Annotated in this window: 17 protein-coding genes and 1 pseudogene; 9 read left to right on the top strand and 9 right to left on the bottom strand. The window is 70.3% G+C overall.

Translation table 11 applies throughout. The features are described 5' to 3' along the window. Positions 1-21: 21 nt before the first annotated feature. Both ACFQS9_RS16860 and ACFQS9_RS16855 read left to right on the top strand, forming a co-directional pair. Positions 22-513 (top strand): annotated as a pseudogene (locus ACFQS9_RS16860) (O-acetyl-ADP-ribose deacetylase); the annotation flags it as partial. Beyond that, on the top strand, positions 499-1,362 hold the full coding sequence (locus ACFQS9_RS16855; RefSeq protein ID WP_378406741.1) for a sulfurtransferase: 864 nt from the start codon (positions 499-501) through the stop codon (positions 1,360-1,362). The pseudogene ACFQS9_RS16860 and the gene ACFQS9_RS16855, both read left to right, overlap by 15 nt. An 11-nt stretch (positions 1,363-1,373) precedes the next feature. On the opposite strand, the gene ACFQS9_RS16850 is transcribed toward ACFQS9_RS16855, so the two are convergent. The 5 genes from ACFQS9_RS16850 to ACFQS9_RS16830 form a co-directional block, all read right to left on the bottom strand. Then, positions 1,374-2,204, bottom strand: a complete 831-nt coding sequence (locus ACFQS9_RS16850; protein WP_378406700.1) for a shikimate 5-dehydrogenase — start codon at positions 2,202-2,204, stop codon at positions 1,374-1,376. A gap of 51 nt (positions 2,205-2,255) precedes the next feature. Next, the gene (locus ACFQS9_RS16845) at positions 2,256-2,717 is read right to left on the bottom strand and encodes a hypothetical protein (RefSeq protein ID WP_378406698.1); all 462 of its coding nucleotides are present in this window, start codon (positions 2,715-2,717) and stop codon (positions 2,256-2,258) included. A gap of 146 nt (positions 2,718-2,863) precedes the next feature. Next, positions 2,864-3,580 carry an HNH endonuclease family protein gene (locus ACFQS9_RS16840; RefSeq protein WP_378406696.1) on the bottom strand — a complete coding sequence of 239 codons (717 nt, stop codon included), beginning with the start codon at positions 3,578-3,580 and terminating at the stop codon, positions 2,864-2,866. Positions 3,581-3,679: 99 nt separating this feature from the next. Next, the gene (locus tag ACFQS9_RS16835; RefSeq protein WP_378406694.1) at positions 3,680-4,624 is read right to left on the bottom strand and encodes an esterase/lipase family protein; all 945 of its coding nucleotides are present in this window, start codon (positions 4,622-4,624) and stop codon (positions 3,680-3,682) included. Between the two features lie 109 nt (positions 4,625-4,733). Beyond that, positions 4,734-5,051 carry a hypothetical protein gene (locus ACFQS9_RS16830; RefSeq protein WP_378406692.1) on the bottom strand — a complete coding sequence of 106 codons (318 nt, stop codon included), beginning with the start codon at positions 5,049-5,051 and terminating at the stop codon, positions 4,734-4,736. 104 nt (positions 5,052-5,155) lie between these two features. On the opposite strand from ACFQS9_RS16830, the gene ACFQS9_RS16825 reads away from it, so the two are divergent. Continuing rightward, positions 5,156-8,035, top strand: a complete 2,880-nt coding sequence (locus ACFQS9_RS16825) for a DEAD/DEAH box helicase (RefSeq protein WP_378406691.1) — start codon at positions 5,156-5,158, stop codon at positions 8,033-8,035. Continuing rightward, complete coding sequence (locus ACFQS9_RS16820; RefSeq protein ID WP_378406690.1) at positions 8,032-8,793, top strand: SWIM zinc finger family protein; 762 nt, start codon at positions 8,032-8,034, stop codon at positions 8,791-8,793. The genes ACFQS9_RS16825 and ACFQS9_RS16820 overlap by 4 nt, the downstream gene beginning before the upstream one ends. 10 nt (positions 8,794-8,803) lie before the next feature. On the opposite strand, the gene ACFQS9_RS16815 is transcribed toward ACFQS9_RS16820, so the two are convergent. Continuing rightward, positions 8,804-9,577 (bottom strand): SDR family NAD(P)-dependent oxidoreductase, encoded by a 774-nt coding sequence (locus tag ACFQS9_RS16815; protein WP_378406688.1) that lies wholly within the window; start codon positions 9,575-9,577, stop codon positions 8,804-8,806. A 65-nt stretch (positions 9,578-9,642) separates the two neighbouring features. Then, positions 9,643-11,316: a sulfatase family protein gene (locus tag ACFQS9_RS16810; protein ID WP_378406686.1), complete on the bottom strand. Its 1,674-nt coding sequence runs from the start codon at positions 11,314-11,316 to the stop codon at positions 9,643-9,645. A 294-nt stretch (positions 11,317-11,610) separates the two neighbouring features. On the opposite strand from ACFQS9_RS16810, the gene ACFQS9_RS16805 reads away from it, so the two are divergent. Genes ACFQS9_RS16805 through ACFQS9_RS16785 form a run of 5 tightly spaced genes read left to right on the top strand, consistent with a single transcriptional unit; the run spans position 11,611 to position 17,017 of the window. Beyond that, positions 11,611-13,116 carry a CoA-acylating methylmalonate-semialdehyde dehydrogenase gene (locus ACFQS9_RS16805; protein ID WP_378406684.1) on the top strand — a complete coding sequence of 502 codons (1,506 nt, stop codon included), beginning with the start codon at positions 11,611-11,613 and terminating at the stop codon, positions 13,114-13,116. Between the two features lie 7 nt (positions 13,117-13,123). Further along, on the top strand, positions 13,124-14,275 hold the full coding sequence (locus ACFQS9_RS16800) for an isobutyryl-CoA dehydrogenase (RefSeq protein WP_378406682.1): 1,152 nt from the start codon (positions 13,124-13,126) through the stop codon (positions 14,273-14,275). Next, on the top strand, positions 14,272-15,339 hold the full coding sequence (locus ACFQS9_RS16795; protein WP_378406680.1) for an enoyl-CoA hydratase/isomerase family protein: 1,068 nt from the start codon (positions 14,272-14,274) through the stop codon (positions 15,337-15,339). Before ACFQS9_RS16800 ends, ACFQS9_RS16795 begins: the two co-directional genes overlap by 4 nt. A gap of 2 nt (positions 15,340-15,341) precedes the next feature. Continuing rightward, positions 15,342-16,244: a 3-hydroxyisobutyrate dehydrogenase gene (gene mmsB / locus ACFQS9_RS16790; RefSeq protein ID WP_378406678.1), complete on the top strand. Its 903-nt coding sequence runs from the start codon at positions 15,342-15,344 to the stop codon at positions 16,242-16,244. Then, on the top strand, positions 16,241-17,017 hold the full coding sequence (locus tag ACFQS9_RS16785; RefSeq protein ID WP_378406676.1) for an enoyl-CoA hydratase: 777 nt from the start codon (positions 16,241-16,243) through the stop codon (positions 17,015-17,017). Before mmsB ends, ACFQS9_RS16785 begins: the two co-directional genes overlap by 4 nt. A 6-nt stretch (positions 17,018-17,023) precedes the next feature. Here ACFQS9_RS16785 and ACFQS9_RS16780 read toward each other — a convergent pair whose 3' ends face one another. Together ACFQS9_RS16780 and ACFQS9_RS16775 are read right to left on the bottom strand one after the other, a co-directional pair. Then, positions 17,024-17,899 (bottom strand): hypothetical protein, encoded by an 876-nt coding sequence (locus ACFQS9_RS16780; RefSeq protein ID WP_378406674.1) that lies wholly within the window; start codon positions 17,897-17,899, stop codon positions 17,024-17,026. 30 nt (positions 17,900-17,929) lie between these two features. Next, positions 17,930-18,463, bottom strand: coding sequence for a MarR family winged helix-turn-helix transcriptional regulator (locus ACFQS9_RS16775; RefSeq protein ID WP_378406672.1), 534 nt, complete (start codon positions 18,461-18,463; stop codon positions 17,930-17,932). Positions 18,464-18,481: the final 18 nt, after the last annotated feature.

The raw sequence follows: 18,481 nt of genomic DNA, 5'->3' as shown, positions 1-18,481 counted from the left end.
GGCGGGGGTACGGTGTGGGCCATGGTGGCTATCGAGGTGCTGCGCGGGGACATCACGACGGTCGAGGCGGACGCGATCGTGAACGCGGCGAACTCCGGGCTGCTCGGCGGCGGGGGTGTCGACGGCGCCATCCACCGGGTCGGTGGACCACGCATCCTGGAGGAGTGCAGGCGACTGCGCGCGACCGCGCTGCCCGACGAGCTGCCCGCGGGTGATGCCGTCGCGACGAGTGCGGGAAACCTGTCCGCGCGCTGGGTGATTCACACGGTCGGCCCGGTGTACTCGGCCGTCGAGGACCGCTCGGCCGTGCTCCGCTCGGCATACACGCGCAGCCTCGAGGTGGCGGACGAACTGGGCGCGGCAACGGTCGCGTTCCCGCTGATCTCGGCCGGTGTCTACGGCTGGCCGCACGCCGACGCCGTGCACCAGGCGGTCTCCGCGGTGCGCGGGTCCGGCACCGCGGTGCGGAAGGTCGTCTTCGTCGCGTACGGCGAGGCGATGGCCGAACTGCTGCGGCGCGAGCTCGGGGTGCTCGTCACGGCCGACGAACTCGCGGCCCGGCTGGGCGCGTCCCGGCCACCCGTTGTGCTCGATGTCCGCTGGGCGCTCGGCGACCCGAACGGCCGGGACCACTTCCGCGACGGGCACATTCCCGGTGCCCGGTTCGTGGACCTGGAAACCGAACTCTCCGCACCGCCCGCGCCGGAGCTCGGCAGGCACCCGCTGCCCGGGATCGCGGACCTGCAGAACAGCGCCAGGCGGTGGGGGATCGGTACGGGCGACGCGGTCGTCGTCTACGACGCCACGGGTAACACCGCCGCCGCGCGCGCCTGGTGGCTGCTGCGCTGGTCCGGGGTGCCCGACGTCCGGATGCTCGACGGCGGGCTGTCCGCCTGGACATCGGCGGGGTTCGAACTGGAATCCGGTGCGGGCCAACCGGTACCGACAGGGGACGTGGTGCTCACCGCCGGACACCTGCCGACGGTGACGGCGGACGAGGTCGCGGCACTCGCGGTGGACGGGGTGCTGCTCGATGCCCGCGCCGGCGAGCGGTACCGCGGTGAGGTGGAACCGGTCGATCCGCGCGCCGGTCACATCCCGGGGGCACGGAGCGCTCCGACGACCGAGAACCTGGACGGCACCGGACGATTCGCGGATCCCGGGGCGCTGCGCCGACGGTTCGCCGGGATGGGCGCCGACGGCTCGGCACCGGTCGCGGTCTACTGCGGATCAGGGGTAACGGCCGCGCACGAGGTCGCCGCTCTCGCCGTCGCGGGGATCGAGGCGGCCCTGTATCCGGGGTCGTGGTCACAGTGGTGCGGTGACCCGGATCGTCCCGCGGCGACCGGGCCGACGCCGTAGATCCGGGCCGGCTACGACCTGGAGTACTCCGAGGCCCGGCGGATCTGTTCGGGGGTCGGGCGCACCCCGGTGTAGAGCTCGAACTGGGCCGCGGCCTGCAGCGCGATCACCTCGGCGCCGGTGATGACGGTCTTGCCGAGTGCGGACGCGGCCCGGACGAGCGGGGTGTCGGGCGGCATCGCCACCACGTCGAACACCGCCTCGGACTCCCGTACGGCGTCCTGGTGGAAGGGCAGGCCATCGGCTGCGGGACCGCCCGCCATCCCGATCGGCGTCGCGTTCACCAGGAGCCCCGGCCGCAGCTCGCCCAGCTCCGGTCGCCACGCGAAGCCGTACTGCTCGGCCAGCGCGGGGCCGGCGACCTCGTTTCGGGCGATGACCGTCACCTCGCCGAACCCGTTGTCGCGCAGGGCAGCGACGACGGCCTTGGCCATTCCGCCGCTACCGGCGACGACGGCGGTGAGTTCAGGGGAGACCCGGTGCTCGGCCAGCAGGGTCGCGACCGCCTCGTAGTCGGTGTTGTAGGCATGCAGCACACCGTCGTCGTTGACGATGGTGTTCACCGAGGCGATGGCGGCGGCGGAGTCGTGCATGACGTCGACGTGTTCGATGCAGGCCTCCTTGAACGGCATCGAGACACCGCAGCCGCGGATGCCGAGGGCACGGATGCCTGCGATGGCGGCGGGCAGATCGGTTGTGGTGAAGGCCTTGTAGACGAAGTCGAGGCCCAACTCCTCGTAGAGATAGTTGTGGAACCGGGTGCCGATGTTCGACGGCCGCGCGGCGAGGGACATGCACAGGCGGGTGTCCTTGGTCAGGGCGTCTCGGATCGTTCGGCTCACCCGCTCGACGCTATCGCCGGCGGGCGTCGGCAGTCCACCCGGTCAGCCGACTCAGTACACGTTGATCTCGGTGACGCTGGGAATGTGCGGACGATCGGTGGTCAGCGTGACCTCGACGCGGCCGGACCCCGTCTCGAGGTGTGTCCACGGCTCCGCCGGGAAGTCGATCACTCCGCCACTGACCTCGGTGGACCACGATCCAGCAGCACCGGTACCCAGGTTGCGCCAGTGCAGCGTCGCAAATACCGAGCACAGCACTCCAGGCGTCGACGATATCCCGACGAACGTCGCGTTCAGCCGGACGTAGACCAGCCCTTGGAGCCTGTCCGTGGCGACGGTGACGCCTCCGATTCGGCCGCCACAGGCGAGTCCGTCAGCGACGGTCGCCGTGTCCGGGATGTTCACCCACCTGTCCTGCGTCGGATCCGCCGTCGCGGGGGCGCCGGCACCGAACAACCCGGCCAGCACCAGTCCGCTGATCGCGATCGACTTGCCGAGCATGGGAAGGGACATGGTGCTCCAGATCGCCGGCGGCAGTGGTCCGACGGTACATCGACGCGGCGCGGTGCATCCGGTGTTCTCCGGTACCGGTGGGTGACCGGGGCAGTGTGCCTTTCGGAGAGGCGCCGCTCCTCTGACGATCCGGCGGTCGGCCTCGGTCAGCCGCATGTCGCCGCGACCCGGGACAGTGCGTCTTGGTCGGCGGCGGTGACCGGAAGGTCGTAGTGGACGGCGGTGGTGAGGTATTTGCCCGCGTAGTAGCAGTGGTGGCCGGGATCGGGCGGCAGCCATTCGGCGGGGGTCGAATCGCCCTTCGACTGGTTCACCGCACCGTCGACGGCGAGCAGGTTGTAGGTGATGTCGTTGGCGAACTCCAGCCGGCGCTCGGCCGGCCACCGCGCGGCGCCGAGGTCCCAGGCGGCGGCGAGCGGGTAGATGTGGTCGATCTGCACGTCCTTGGCCGCGTTCTTGCTGAAGCGCAGGCTGCGGCCGGTGTACGGGTCCGCGAGGACCCCCGCCACCACCACACAGTCGCGGCTGCCCGATCTGAACCGCACCTCGGTCAGGTCGCGCGCGAGCACGTTGTTGCGGGTGTCGCAGCCGTCGTGCCCGCCCGGACCGGCGTGGTCGTCCGACCACGCCGGGCCGAACACACAGGCCTGTCCGGCGCGGCAGCCACGCTCGTAGCCCCCGGCCTTGGTGCGGCCGTCGACGATCCGCACCGCCGCGAGCAGTTGCTCGATCTGCGCGCGGGAGGGGCTGCCGGGGGCGGGCTGCGGGGTGGGCGCGAAGCGGTCGAGCACACCGCAGCCGGCGACGAGTCCGCCGAGCAGCACCGCGAGCAGGAGCGGTATCGGAATGCGGCGGGTGAACATCCGGGACCTCCTGTCCGGGCCGGTGGTCCGGACAGTGTGCCGATCGGCACCGACAACCGCGCGGAACACGCGTGATGCCGATCGGCCGACGACCTGCTGCTACCCCGTGAACGGCGGGACGAAGGTGCACGGCACCTCGCGTTGGTGCGCCGGGTCGAGGGCGTTGAACACCATGTACGCCGCGCGCTGGGAACCGGCGACGGCGGCGTGCTCGGAGTAGTCCTGAGCGCACGTGTCCTGCACGACGATGTTGTTCACCGTGTAGCCGGGAGGCCCAGGCACCTGGCCCTGGTGCAGGGCGATCGCCTCGTCGTAGCGGGTGGAGATGTTGGTGTAGTTCACGCCCTTGACGTAGGGGGTGCCGCCGGCGTTGATCTTCTTGATCAACTCCGAGTCGGCGGTCATCTCCCCGCAGCCCTGGCAGACGGGGATCGAGGTCTCGGGCACGCCCAACCGCTTGGCGAAGGCGGGCAGCGCGTCCACGCCGAGGGTGGTCAGTCCCAGCCACGGCGGAGCGACGGAGACGTAGTTGGTGATCGTGCCCTCGCCGCCGAGGTGCTTGAGGTAGTACGTCGGGATCAGTGTGCCCTGCGAGTGGCCGACGACGTCGACGGTCTCGGCGCCGGTGGAGGCCAGCACCCGCTCGACGAAGGTCTTGAACTCACCGGCACTGTTCTCGAGCGGACCCATCCCGCCGATCGCCGAGATCGGCCAGGGTGCGCCGGGAATCGCCCCGTAGGTCAGGGCGAACACGCAGAAACCGGCGTTCTTGAGCATCGGGACATAGGCGCCCCAGTTGGTCTGCTGCCCGCCGCCCGTGCCGTGCACGAGCACGACCGGTCGGGGGTGCTCCGCGGTCGGCTTGCAACCGAAGTCGTTCGCTCCGGGCAGCGAGCCGCCGGGGTTGGTCAGCTCGTTCGGGATGCCCGCGAAGAAGTTGTAGTTCTCAGGTAGCGGCTCGGCCTGGGCGGTCCCCGCGCCGAACGGCAGAACCAGTGCGGCCAGTGACGCGATGAAGGCCGCGGTGCGTGATGCCCGGAACATGTACCCCCCAATTGTGGAATGAATCACTGTGATCACGGATCACAGCAACCTAGCAAGTGCTCGGTTGGTTGCATAGAGGGGAAATCGGGCAGTTTCGGTGCGCGCACCGTCAGGGCATCGGGAACCGGGTGGCGATGATCGTCTCGAGGTTGCTGCCGTCGTGGCCGATCATCCAGGAGCCGCCCTGGCGCTCGCAGTTCGCGATGTCGTCGAAGACCCGCATCAGGAAGTAGATCGAGAGGTCGGGCGAGGGCGTGAGCGCCAACTGGTGCGACTCGCCGGGTCGGGTCATGTCCAACCACACGCCGGACTGCCCGTCCAACCGCAGGCCGACGATGTGTGCGGCGTCGACGAACTGGTATCTCCGCTGCTGCCACGGCGTGCTGTGCGAGTAGCCCTGTTCGAGCACCTGAACCAGAATGGTCATCTGTCGCTCCCGACGCGATCCGCCAATGGCCCATTATCCCGCTGGTCAGATGGATTAATCCAGCGTCGTCGAGACTTGTCGTGGCTGCCTGATTGGATGGGCTGATGGTGCACGCGGTGTGGTCCCCGGGATCGGGGCTGATGCTGTGGCGCGACGGCGGTGCACCCGAGCCGGTCGACGACGACATCGAGCACCTGCCCGCGTCGCTGCGGAGGGCCTGTGGCCGCAAGTTCCGGCACCGGGTCACCGTGGCGCTGCCGAACGGCGACGGCACCCTCGGCGAGGTGACGGTGCCCGCCCTCGCGCTGGCGCCGCCCGCGGCCGCCGCGCTGCTGCTCGACCTGCACCCGGACACGTTCGCCGAGCTTCCCGGCGATCTCCGCTTCCTCGCACATGTCGCCAGGGGCGTGCAGCGGTGGGTCCGGGCGGGTCGGGTCGTGCCCGAGCTCGAACGCGTGGACGGCCAGTGGTGGGCCCGGTGGCGGCTCGTGGGCGGCGATCCGCAGCGGGCCTGGATCTCCGAGCTGGCCGCGGCCGCGCCCGCCGTGCTCCGTGGGTCCGTCGGCGCGCGGAAGGTGTTGGAAGATTTCGTCTTCGAGATCACCGACCCGATCGTTCGTGAGCTGCTCGGCGACCGGGAGAGCGAGCATCCACTCCTCGCGGCGCTCGGCGCGGGCTCCCCGTACGCAGAGGGCACCCAGCAGGTGGCGACCGACCTGCAGCAGTGGCGCCAGAGCCTCGTCGTGGACGAGCCGGAGCTCGTCCTGCGGCTGCTCGAGCCGGCGGAGGACGACGAGTCCACCCTCGAGGAGGGCGACCTGGTGCTCTGGCGGCTGCAGGTCTGCCTGCGGCCGGAGGGGGAGGCGCCCAGCCCGGTGCCTGTCCATCTCGGCGATCCCAAGGCGCTGACGGTCGGGGTGCGCAAGCTCGCGGAGGCCATGGAGGCCTACCCGATGCTCCGCGCGGTGCCGTCCGACCCGGACAGCCTGGACCTGCTGCTCCCGCTGGAGGTGGTGACCGACCTGGTCGCGCACGGCGCCCAGGTGCTCGCCGAGGCCGGCGTCACCCTGCTGCTGCCGCGCGCGTGGAGCGTGGTGGCCCCGTCGCTGCGCCTGCGGGTCAGCAGCCCACCGGTGGCCGCCGACACCGAGGACCGCGCCGTCGGGATGAACCAGCTCGTCGCCTACAACTGGGAGCTCGCGCTCGGCGACATGGTGCTCACGCCCGCCGAGATGGCGCAGCTGACCCGGACGAAATCCGACCTGGTCCGGCTGCGTGGACAGTGGGTGCAGGCCGACAAGACCGTGCTCGCGCGGGCCGCCCGGTACGTCATCCGGCAGGCCGATGTCGGCGGGAGCACCCTCGCCGACCTCCTGGGCGAGCTCACCGCACAAGAACCGCCGCCGGTGCCGGTAGAGGAGATCACCACCACCGGTTGGGTTGCGGGACTGCTCGATTCGGGAGCGCGGCCGACCGCCGTCCCGTCGCCGCCGGGGCTCGAGGCGCGGTTGCGGCCCTACCAGCGGCGCGGGCTCGACTGGCTCGTGTACATGAGCGACCTCGGGCTCGGCGCGGTGCTGGCCGACGACATGGGCCTGGGCAAGACGGTGCAGCTGCTCGCGCTGCTCGCCCACGAACGGGTCGCGGGGGCGACGCGCCCGGGACCGACGCTGCTCGTCTGTCCCATGTCCGTGGTCGGGAACTGGCAGCGCGAGGCCGCCCGGTTCACTCCCGGGCTACGGGTGCTCGTCCACCACGGCGGCGACCGTCTCCGAGGCGAGGACCTGACCGCGGCCGCGGGCGAACACGACCTGGTGATCACCACCTACGCGCTGCTGACCCGGGACGCGGCGGCCCTCGGTGAGCGCCGCTGGCGCAGGCTGGTGCTCGACGAGGCGCAGCACGTCAAGAACTCGGGCACCGCCGCGGCGCGTGCGGCGCGTGCGATCCCGGCGGACCACCGGCTCGCGCTGACGGGGACGCCCGTCGAGAACAGGCTCGACGAGCTGCGCTCGATCCTGGACTTCGTGAACCCGCGGATGCTCGGCAGCGCACAGCAGTTCCGGGCCCGGTTCGCCGTCCCCATCGAACGCGAGCACGACGAGGGCGCGTTGGCGCGGCTGCGGGCCGTGACCTCGCCCTTCGTGCTGCGCCGGGTCAAGACCGATCCCGAGGTGATCTCCGACCTGCCGGAGAAGTTCGAGATGACGGTGCGCGCGAACCTCACCGCGGAGCAGGCCTCCCTGTACCGGGCCGTGCTCGACGACATGATGGAACGGATCCGGGACACCGAGGGCGCGGCGCGCAAGGGGGCGGTGCTCGCCGCGCTGACCCGGCTCAAGCAGGTGTGCAACCATCCGGCGCACTTTCTCGGCGACGGCTCGCCGGTGCAGCGACGCGGCAGGCACCGCTCCGGCAAGCTCGGCCTCGTCGAGGACATCGTGGACTCGGTGCTCGCGGACGGCGAGCGGGTGCTGCTGTTCACCCAGTTCCGCGAGTTCGGTTCGCTCGTCGCGCCGTATCTGGCCGAGCGGTTCGGCGCCGAGGTGCCGTTCCTGCACGGTGGGGTGTCGCGGGCCAAGCGCGACGCGATGGTGGAGGCGTTTCAGGGCGGGGACTCCGCAGTGTCGTCGGGTCGCTCCGCCGGCTCCGCTCCCGCCATCATGGTGCTCTCGCTCAAGGCAGGCGGCACCGGGCTCAACCTCACCGCGGCCAATCACGTTGTGCACCTGGATCGCTGGTGGAATCCCGCGGTCGAGAACCAGGCCACCGACCGGGCGTTCCGGATCGGTCAGCGTCGCGACGTGCAGGTGCGCAAGCTGGTGTGTGTGGGCACCCTCGAGGAACGGATCGACGCGATGCTGGCGAGCAAGTCGGAACTGGCCGACCTCGCCGTCGGCACCGGCGAGAACTGGATCACCGAGATGTCGACCGACGAGTTGCGCGAACTGATGCGGCTCGGCGACGAGGCGGTGGGGGAATGAACCGTCGGCGAACCGATTTCAGCCAGTTCGGCTCTGCGCGCGCGGCGCGCGGCGGCCCGTTTGCCCAGTCCTGGTGGGGTCGCGCGTTGGTGTCCTCGATGGAGCGGATCGCCGACTCCGGCCGGATCGCCCGCGGGCGCGGCTCGGCCCGCGCGGGACAGGTGATCAGCTACCGGATCGCACCCGGAGCGGTGGTCGGCGAGGTCCAGGGCAGTCAGATCGACCCCTTCACCGCGACGTTCACCCTCCGGCCGCTCGACCCCGACACCGTCGACGTGCTGATCGACCGGGTGCGGTCGACGCCGGGCATGCTCGCCACGCTCGCCTCGGGCACGGTGCCGATCGAGCTCGGGGACCTGTTGTTGCCCACCGAGTCCGGCGAGCTGGATTTCGGTTGCACCTGCCCGGATCAGGGCTGGCCGTGCAAGCACGCGGCGGCCATCGTCTACCTCACCGCGCAGCGGCTGGACACCGAGCCGCTGGTCATCCTCACCCTCCGCGGGCTCGATCTCGACGTCCTGATCCGCTCGTTCGACTCGGACGGGGAGGATGCGGAATCCGCGCCCGATCTCGACGACTTCTTCGGCGACCGGATCACACTGCCGCCGCTGCCGCGGGTCGCCTTCCGGCCCGCGCCCGACGATCTCACCCCCGAGCCGCTGCGCCGGGCGCTGCGGGCCGGAGGGGTGGAGGAGCCGGTGGTGGCCGCCGCGCTTCGCGAGCTGACGGCCACCTACCGGATCCTGGGTGGGCACTGATGCCCGGCAGCTACATGCGCTGCGAGGAGATGTTGCCGCCGTCGACGACCAGTTCGCTGGCCGTGATGTAGCTGGCCTCGTCGGAGAGCATGAAGCGCACAGCGCGGCCGACCTCCTCCGGCTTGCCGAGGCGGCCCATCAGGATGCGGCGCTCGAAGGTGCCCTCGGGGAGCAGGTCCACGGTGGGCTGCAGCATCGGGGTCAGGATCTGGCCGGGGGAGACGCAGTTGATGCGGATGCCCTCGGGGCCGAGCCGGTCGGCGAGCGAACGGACGACGGCGAGCATGCCGCCCTTGGCCGCGGAGTAGACCGGGTTGATGGCGTTGCCGAGGTGCGCGTTGATCGACGAGATGCCGACGATCGCCGAGCCCGGGTTCGCCTGGAAGTCCGGCAGCAGTTCCTTGGTCAGCAGCACCAGCGGGCGCAGGTGGGTGTTGATGCCCAGATCCCACACGTCCACGGTGACGCCCTCGAGCGAGCCCTGGTCGACGACGCCTGCGGCGTGCACGAGGCCGCCGATGTTCGGCAGCGCGGCGCGGGTGGTGGCCAGCGCGTCCGCGTACAGGTCCGGGTTGCTCAGGTCGATGCCGACGCCGATCGCGGCGACGCCGAACTCGGCGGCGATGGCGTCGGCCTCGGACTTGGCCTTGGCCTCGTTGAGGTCCCAGAGAGCGACGGGGCGGCCGGCCTCGGCGAGCGCGCGAGCGGAGGCGAGGCCGATGCCGGACGCGCCGCCGGTCACGATGACGGCGGTCGTGAGGGAGGGCTTGGTGGATTCAGACATGTACCCAGCGTCTGCCTGCCCGGGGGCGCCCACAACCCCCTCGTCCCGCTCAGCGGCTACGCCGCCTACAGGCCGCGGGCGGGGGTTGTCCCGGTGCGGGCCATCGCCGCGAACAGCCGCTCGTGCATGAGTGCGGACTGGCGCGGGTCGTAGAAGCCGACATTGAGCGGGTTGCCGCGATTGTGCATCTCGAGCGGGTCCGACTCGAGGTCGTACAGCTCGAACTGCGGCGGGATCACCCCGGACGGGTCGAAGTACGCCGAGTACTTCCAGCGGGTGTCGCGCACACAGCGGATGTGGTTGGGCTGGGTGACCAGGAACTGTCCGTCGGGAACGGCACAGTTCTGGTCGTCGTAGGTGAACACGATCTCGTCCTGCACGGTCGCGGTGGGGTTGGCCGGGTTGGCGGACGCGTCGGCGATCACCGGCGTCAGGTCGGTCCCGCGGAAGTCCCAGGCCCCCCGATCGGGCACGCCCGCGAGGGTGGCCAGCGTGGGCATCACGTCGATGAGGGACGCCATCGCGCGGGACTGGACCGGCGTGGGGAACAGGACGGGATTGCTCACGACGATGGTGACGCGCAGGGTCTCCTCGTAGGTGTTGAACACCTTCTGGCGCAGGCCGCCGTGGGACATGCCCATCTCGCCGTGATCGGACATGCGGATCACCATCGTCGACTCGCGCATCCCGGGCCGGGACTCGAGCGCGTCGAGCACCGCCCCGATGTGCTCGTCGACCACCTTGTGCATGTACGCGTAGAAGTTGACGTAGTTGCGGGCGGCGTTCGGGCCGATCAGCGGGCCGAGGCCGGCCGCGAGCAGCAGTTCCGACTGGATCTGGGCGGTGGGTTTGAAATTGAGGGCGAGGGATTCGCCGTAGGTCGGCGGCAGTTCGATGCCCTGCTCGAACACGCCGGGCGCGTCGGAGCCGTAGTTGTTGCAGGTGCCGTTGATCGCGTCCCAGGTCTGTGGGTAGGCGAGCACGTCGTGCGGGTTGACGAACGAGACGATGAGCGCGAACGGCGTGCTCGAATCGACGCCGCGGACGAAGTCGACCGCCTGCGCCGCGTAGCCGCTGTCGAGGTCGGCGCAGCCGCCGCCGAAGTGGTCGGGGTTGGTGTCCTGGCCGCCCTCGGGCGGAACCCACCCCTGGAAGCCATACGCCGCGACGTCGGCGCTGGACGGGTCGCCGCTCCCGGACCCCTTGCTCATGTGCCATTTGCCGCGGTAGTGCACGTTGTAACCGGCCGAGGACAGCAGCTTGGCCATGTTCTGGATGCCGACCGGCAGCGTCGGCTCGGTCGGGGAGACCGTGCCGCCCTCGGTGAGGGTGGCCGTGACGCCGTGCTGCGCGGGGAAGAGTCCGGTGAAGAAGGTGCTGCGGCTGGGCGAGCACATCGCGGCATTGCAGAAACCCTGGGTGAAGGTGAGTCCCCGGTCGGACAGCCGCTTGCGGTTGGGCAGGTTCCGGTCCGCCCAGCCAGCCGGCCAGAACATCGGAAGCCGCTCCTGGTCGGTGATGATGACCACGATGTTCGGGCGCCTGACGGGGATGCCGGACCCTTCCGCGGCGGTCGCCCGTGGCCCGGTGGAGCCGATCCCGGCCATGCCCGCCGCGACCAGGGCGCCCGCGGCGCCGAGGAAGGTCTGGCGGGTCGTCCGCGCGGAGAATCCGGCGGACTCGTCCGAGCAGTGGGGTGATTCGATCGCGCACCGGGTCGATTCGGTCTGGGGCTCCATCGGGCGATCTCCATCCTGAGACGAGAGAGTGCAGCTGACAGGTTCTTGCCCATTCGCGCGCGCCCGGTGGCGGTCCGGCCGGCACCTTGTGACGGTGATTGTTCTCCGTCGGCGGCCTGCGTACCCCGGGTTTCGGCCGATTGTGTGTGGCGCCCACCTGGTCGGCGTCACCCCTAGACATACATGGACATCCAACTATAGGATGGCAACATATCCGGAACTCCGAACCGCGCGCCCGTGGGTTGCCATGGGGTCGGCGCGGGCATTCGCCCTAGCGAGAACAGGTCCAAGAAAATGGTTCAGGAACTTACGCACTTCATCGGCGGCAAGCGCGTCCCCGGCACCTCCGACAGGTTCGCCGACGTCTACGACCCCAACACGGGTGAGGTTCAGGCGCGCGTCCCGCTGGCGAACAAGGCCGATGCCGAGGCCGCCATCGCGAATGCCGAAGAGGCGCAGCGTGAGTGGGCCCAGTGGAACCCGCAGAAGCGGGCCCGGGTGCTGATGAGGTTCCTGCAGCTGATCCAGGACGAGATGGACTCGCTCGCCCGGCTGCTGTCCTCCGAGCACGGCAAGACGATCGCCGACGCCAAGGGCGACATCCAGCGCGGCCTCGAGGTCGTCGAGTTCGCCACCGGCATCCCGCACATGCTCAAGGGCGAGTACACCGAGAGCGCAGGCACCGGCATCGACGTCTTCTCGATGCGCCAGCCGCTCGGAGTCGTCGCCGGCATCACCCCGTTCAACTTCCCGGCGATGATCCCGCTCTGGAAGGCCGCGCCTGCGATCGCCTGCGGCAACGCCTTCATCCTCAAGCCCTCCGAGCGTGACCCCTCCGTCCCGCTGCGGCTGGCCGAACTGTTCATCGAGGCCGGCCTGCCGCCGGGCGTCTTCAACGTCGTCAACGGCGACAAGGAGACCGTGGACGTGCTGCTCACCGACCCCCGAGTCAAGGCGCTCGGCTTCGTCGGCTCCACCCCGATCGCGCAGTACATCTACGAGACCGCGGCAGCCCACGGCAAGCGCGCGCAGTGCTTCGGCGGCGCGAAGAACCACGCCATCGTGATGCCCGACGCGGACCTGGACCAGGTCGCGGACGCGCTGATCGGTGCCGGCTACGGCTCCGCGGGCGAGCGCTGCATGGCGATCTCCGTCGCGGTCCCGGTCGGCGACGAGACCGCCGACGCACTGGTCGCCAAGCTGGCCGAGCGGGTCGCCGAGCTCAAGATCGGCACCTCCGACGACGAGAACGCCGACTTCGGCCCGCTGGTCGGTGCCGACGCCCTCAAGCGCGTCAACGACTACGTGCAGATCGGTGTCGACGAGGGCGCCGAGCTGGTCGTCGACGGCCGCGGCTTCACCCTCGACGGACACGAGGGCGGGTTCTTCGCGGGCGCGACCCTGTTCGACAAGGTCACCCCGGAGATGCGGATCTACAAGGAGGAGATCTTCGGACCCGTGCTCCAGGTCGTCCGCGCGCACGACTACGAGGAGGCGCTGCGCCTGCCGAGCGAGCACGAGTACGGCAACGGCGTCTCGATCTTCACCCGCGACGGTGACACCGCCCGCGACTTCACCACCCGCGTCAACACCGGCATGGTCGGCGTCAACGTGCCGATCCCCGTCCCGATCGCGTACCACACCTTCGGTGGCTGGAAGCGATCCGGATTCGGTGACCTCAACCAGCACGGTCCCGACTCGATCCGCTTCTACACCAAGACCAAGACGGTGACCCAGCGCTGGCCCTCCGGCACCAAGGAGCACGCCACCGACCACTTCGTCATCCCGACGATGGACTAGGAACACCATGTTCACCCTGACCGATGACGAGCGGGCGATCAGCGACACCGCTCGGGACTTCGCCTCGGAGTACCTGGCCCCCCATGCGATCGAATGGGATCAGACCAAGCACTTCCCGGTGGACGTACTGCGCAAGGCCGGCTCGCTCGGCATGGGCGGGATCTACATCAGTGAGGACGTCGGCGGGTCGGGGCTCACCCGGCTCGACGCCGTCCGGATCTTCGAGCAGCTCGCCACGGGTTGCCCGTCCATCGCCGCCTACGTGTCCATCCACAACATGGTCACGTGGATGATCGATTCCTTCGGCACCGACGAGCAGCGGCACCAGTGGGTGCCGGGCCTGTGCTCGATGGACCAGCTCGGCAGCTACTGCCTGACCGAGCCGGGTGCCGGTTCCGATGCCGCGGCCCTGAGCACCAAGGCCGTGCGGGACGGCGACGACTACCTGCTCACCGGGGTCAAGCAGTTCATCTCCGGCGCGGGTACCTCCGACGTCTACGTGGTGATGGCCAGGACCGGATCCGCAGGCGCCAAGGGCATCTCGGCATTCATCGTCCCGAAGGGCGCAGAGGGGCTGTCCTTCGGGGCCAACGAGAAGAAGATGGGCTGGAACGCGCAGCCGACCCGCCAGGTGATCCTCGACGAGGTGCGGGTGCCCGCCGCCAACCTGCTCGGCCGGGAGGGCGACGGATTCCGCATCGCGATGTCGGGGCTCAACGGCGGCCGGCTGAACATCGCGGCGTGCTCCGTGGGCGGCGGCCAGGCCGCGCTGCAGAAGGCGGTCAACCACCTCGCCGAGCGCAAGGCATTCGGCTCGCCGCTGCTCGACTCGCAGGCGCTGCAGTTCCAGCTCGCGGACATGCGCACCGAACTCGAGGCGGCCCGTACCCTGCTGTGGCGGGCCGCGGCCGCGCTCGACGCGGACGCGAAGGACAAGGTCGAACTCTGTGCGATGGCAAAGCGATTCGCCACCGATACCGGATTCGACGTGGCAAACCGGGCGCTGCAGATGCACGGCGGGTACGGCTACCTGTCGGAGTACGGTCTGGAGAAGATCGTGCGGGATCTGCGCGTCCACCAGATCCTCGAGGGCACCAACGAGATCATGCGGGTGGTCATCGCCCGCAGCGTGATCGCGGGAAAGGCGGGAGCTGCGTGAGCGAGGAGAACGAACCGGAGGTCCTGGTCCGGCGGGTCGGCGCGACCGGGCGCCTGACGCTCAACCGCCCGAGGGCGATCAACGCCCTCAACCACTCGATGGTGCGGACGATGGCCGCCGCGCTGCTCGAGTGGGAGGCCGATCCGCAGGTGCGTGCGGTCGTCGTCGACGGGGCGGGGGAGCGCGGCCTGTGCGCGGGCGGCGACATCGTCTCGATCTACCACGACGCCAGGGACGGCGGCGACGGGTCGCGCGAGTTCTGGCGCGACGAGTACATCCTCAACGCCGCGATCGGCCGGTATCCCAAGACGTACGTGGCGATCATGGACGGCATCGTGATGGGCGGCGGCGTCGGGATCTCTGCGCACGGCAGCGTGCGGATCGTCACCGAACGCTCGTCGATCGCGATGCCGGAGACCGGCATCGGGTTCGTGCCCGACGTCGGCGGCACCTACCTGCTGTCGCGGGCGCCCGGCGAGACCGGAACCCATGTCGCGCTGACCACCGGCCGCCTGAACGCCGGGGACGCGATCGCGCTCGGGTTCGCCGACCACTTCGTGCCGTCGGAATCGCTGGGCGCCCTCGTGGCCGCCCTCGAATCCGGGTCGGTCGCCGACGCGCTGGCGCGGCTCGAGTGTCCCGCGCCGGAGTCGCCGCTGCTCGCGCAGCGCTCCTGGATCGATGCCGCGTACTCCGCGGACACGGTCGAGGAAATCGTCGAACGACTGCAGGCCGCCGACGTGCCGGAGGCCGCGAAGGCGGCCGAGCAGGTCCTGGCCAAGTCGCCGGTCGCCCAGAAGGTCACGCTGCGCTCACTGCGCCACGCCCGCACCCTCGGCAGCCTCGAGGCGGTCCTCGACGAGGAGTTCCGGGTCTCGGTCGCGGCACTCGCCTCGCACGACCTCGTCGAGGGGATCCGCGCGCAGGTCGTCGACAAGGACCGCAACCCGGCCTGGTCGCCGGCCACCCTCGCGGACGTCACCGACGCCGACGTCGACCGCTACTTCCAGCCGCTCGGCGAGCTCGAACTCGGCCTCGCCGCACTCGACCTCGAAGGGGTCTGACAATGAGCACTCAACCCTCCGTCGCGTTTCTCGGCCTCGGGCACATGGGCGGGCCAATGGCCGCGAACCTGGTCAAGGCCGGCTACGAGGTCACCGGGTACGACCCGGTTGCCGCCGCCCAGGAGCAGGCACACAAGGACGGCCTGACGGTCGCGGACACCGCGATCGCTGCCGTCGCCGACGTGGACGTGGTCATCACCATGCTGCCCAACGGCAAGCTGGTGCTCGACCTGTACGACGAGATCCTCGCGGCCGCCAAGCCGAGCACGCTGTTCATCGACAGCTCGACGATCGACGTGGCCGACGCGAAGGCCGCCGCCGAGCGGGCACACGCGGCCGGACACCGCGCCGTCGACGCCCCCGTCTCGGGTGGTGTCGCGGGCGCGGCGGCGGGCACCCTCGCGTTCATGGTCGGTGGTTCCGAGGCGGACTTCGCCTCCGCGCACCCGCTTCTCGACGTCATGGGCGCCAAGGTGGTGCACTGCGGCGGATCCGGCGTCGGTCAGGCCGCGAAGATCTGCAACAACATGATCCTCGGCATCTCGATGATCGCGGTCAGCGAGGCGTTCGTCCTCGGTGAGAAGCTCGGCCTGACCAACCAGGCGCTGTTCGACGTGGCGTCCAACGCGTCCGGCCAGTGCTGGTCGCTGACCAGCTACTGCCCGGTTCCCGGACCGCTGCCGGCCAGCCCCGCGAACAACGACTACCAGCCCGGTTTCGCGGCCGCGCTGATGGACAAGGACCTCGGGCTGGCCTCGAACGCGCTGCGCGCCAACGGCGTCGAGGACGGACTCGGCCTGCGCGCCGCGGAGATCTACCACCGCTTCAACACCGAAGGCAATGGCGGCCTGGACTTCTCCGCCATCGTCAACGACATCCGCACCCGATCCGAGGGAACCAAGTGAGCGAGTACGAGACCATCCTGATCGAGCGCAAGGGCCGCGTCGGCGTCATCACCCTGAACCGGCCGAAGGCCCTCAACGCGCTCAACGGCCAGCTGATGCGCGAGGTCGTCGCCGCGGTGGAGGCCTTCGACGCCGACGACGAGATCGGGGCGATCCTGCTGACCGGCTCGGAGAAGGCCTTCGCGGCCGGCGCCGACATCAAGGAGATGCAGCCGAAGACCTTCGCCCAGGTGTACGCGGAGGATCTCTTCTCGCAGTGGGATCGGCTCTCCGCGGCCCGGACCCCGATCGTCGCCGCGGTCGCCGGCTACGCGCTCGGCGGCGGCTGCGAGCTGGCCATGCTCTGTGACTTCATCATCGCGGCCGACACCGCGAAGTTCGGCCAGCCGGAGATCAAGCTCGGTGTGATCCCGGGAATCGGTGGCTCGCAGCGGCTCACCCGCGCGGTCGGCAAGGCCAAGGCGATGGACCTGTGCCTGACCGGCCGGAACATGGACGCCGAGGAGGCGGAGCGGGCCGGCCTGGTCGCCCGCGTGGTGCCGGCCGCCGACCTCCTCGAGGTGGCGCTGGAGGCGGCCACGACGATCGCGTCGATGTCGCTGCCGATCGCGATGATGGCGAAGGAGGCCGTGAACCGGTCCTTCGAGACCACGCTCGCGGAGGGCGTGAAGTTCGAGCGCCGGGTCTTCCACTCCACTTTCGCGACGGCGGATCAGAAGGAAGGCATGGCCGCGTTCGTGGAGAAGCGCGCGCCGAAGTTCGTCAACGGCTGACGCCCGTCACCACCCGGCGAACGCCGGACCCGGGCGCGCTGCCGGTGCCGCGGTGGCGGCGGCGAGGAGCACCGCTCCCCGTCCCGCCACCGAGGCCGGCTCGGGCGGCACGACGGTTTGGATTCGCAGCTCCGATTGCAGGGTCGCGACCAGCCCCGGGACACGAGCCCCGCCGCCGAGCACCACGATGCGGGACGGGCGGACCTTCGACTCGCGGATCATGCTGCGCAGCACCGAGGTCGAATGCGCCACGGCATCGCGGGTGAGCGCGGCCAGATCACTGCCCGTGAGCACCCGGCAGGCGCCGGTGTCGGGGTCGGTGGCCGTCGCGACGCGTTCGTGCCCCAGCTGTTCCTTCAGGTCCCGGCATTCGGTGAGGTCGAGCCGGAAGCCCTGGTCGAAGAGGTACGCCTGCAGCGACCGGTCGAACTGGTCGCCGCCCACCACCGCGCTGCGGCGCGCCACCAGCACCTCGCCCGAGGCGGCGTCGGCGACGCAGGCGGACAGACCCGAGCTGCCCACGTCGTAGAGCACCGAGGCCCCGTGCCGCGGGATCAGCCCGGTGAACCTCAGATAGCGCAGCTGCGAGGACGTTTCGGGCACCACCCGCACGTGATGCCGGGACTGCGCCGCGCTCGCGTCGTACACCGCCTCGGGGTCGATTCCGGTGCGCAACGTCACCGCGGTGGCCGCGACCATCTCGGAGCGGTCCACGGCGGCCGCGCGCAGCGTGCGGATCACGGAGATCACGGCCTCGCCGATCTCGGCGCCGGTGCGGCGCCGGACATCACAGCGTGCGACCGGCTCGTGGTGTGGCCGATCGGGGGCCGTCAAGACCCCGCGTGCCCCACCGGCGCCCGCCGACACGCCAAGAACCAGCACCAACGTCGCGCTCCTTGCTCGCTGATCAGCTCACCACTTGCTGGGTGCGTCCCCGGTGTCGAAGTCGCCCGCGCTACGGCGGAGCTCCGCGAGAATCCGCACGAGGGTGTCGAGCTTATCGGCGGACAATCCGGGTTGAGCGAAGACCTGGGTGTTGAGCTGCTCTGTGGCCGTGAGGGCCAAATCGCGCCCGGCCTGGGTGATTTCGATCAGGGTAGCGCGCCGGTCGCTCGGATGCGGCACTCGGCGAACGAGTTTCGCCGATTCGAGCCGATCGACGGCGTTGGTGACGCTGGTCGGGTGCACCTGTAGGCGCGCGCTGGCCTTCGCCATCGGCAGGGCGCCGGTACGGGTGAAGGTGAGCAGCGTCAGCAGTTCGTACCGGGAGAAGGTGAGTCCGGTCGGCTTGAGCACCTCTTCGACCCTGGCCATCATGATCTGCTGCGCGCGCATGAGGGAGGTGACGGCGGCCATGCCGTCCGCGACGTCGCCCCAGCCGTGCTTCTCCCATTGGCGGTGGGCCTCCTCGATCGGATCGAGTGGGAGCGGTGACGAAGGCGGCATGCTCGCCATCATCCCACG

The sequence above is a fragment of the Rhodococcus daqingensis genome (assembly GCF_042665615.1).
Classification (GTDB): domain Bacteria; phylum Actinomycetota; class Actinomycetes; order Mycobacteriales; family Mycobacteriaceae; genus Rhodococcus_G; species Rhodococcus_G daqingensis.
This window is presented reverse-complemented; position numbering and strand designations above follow the sequence as displayed.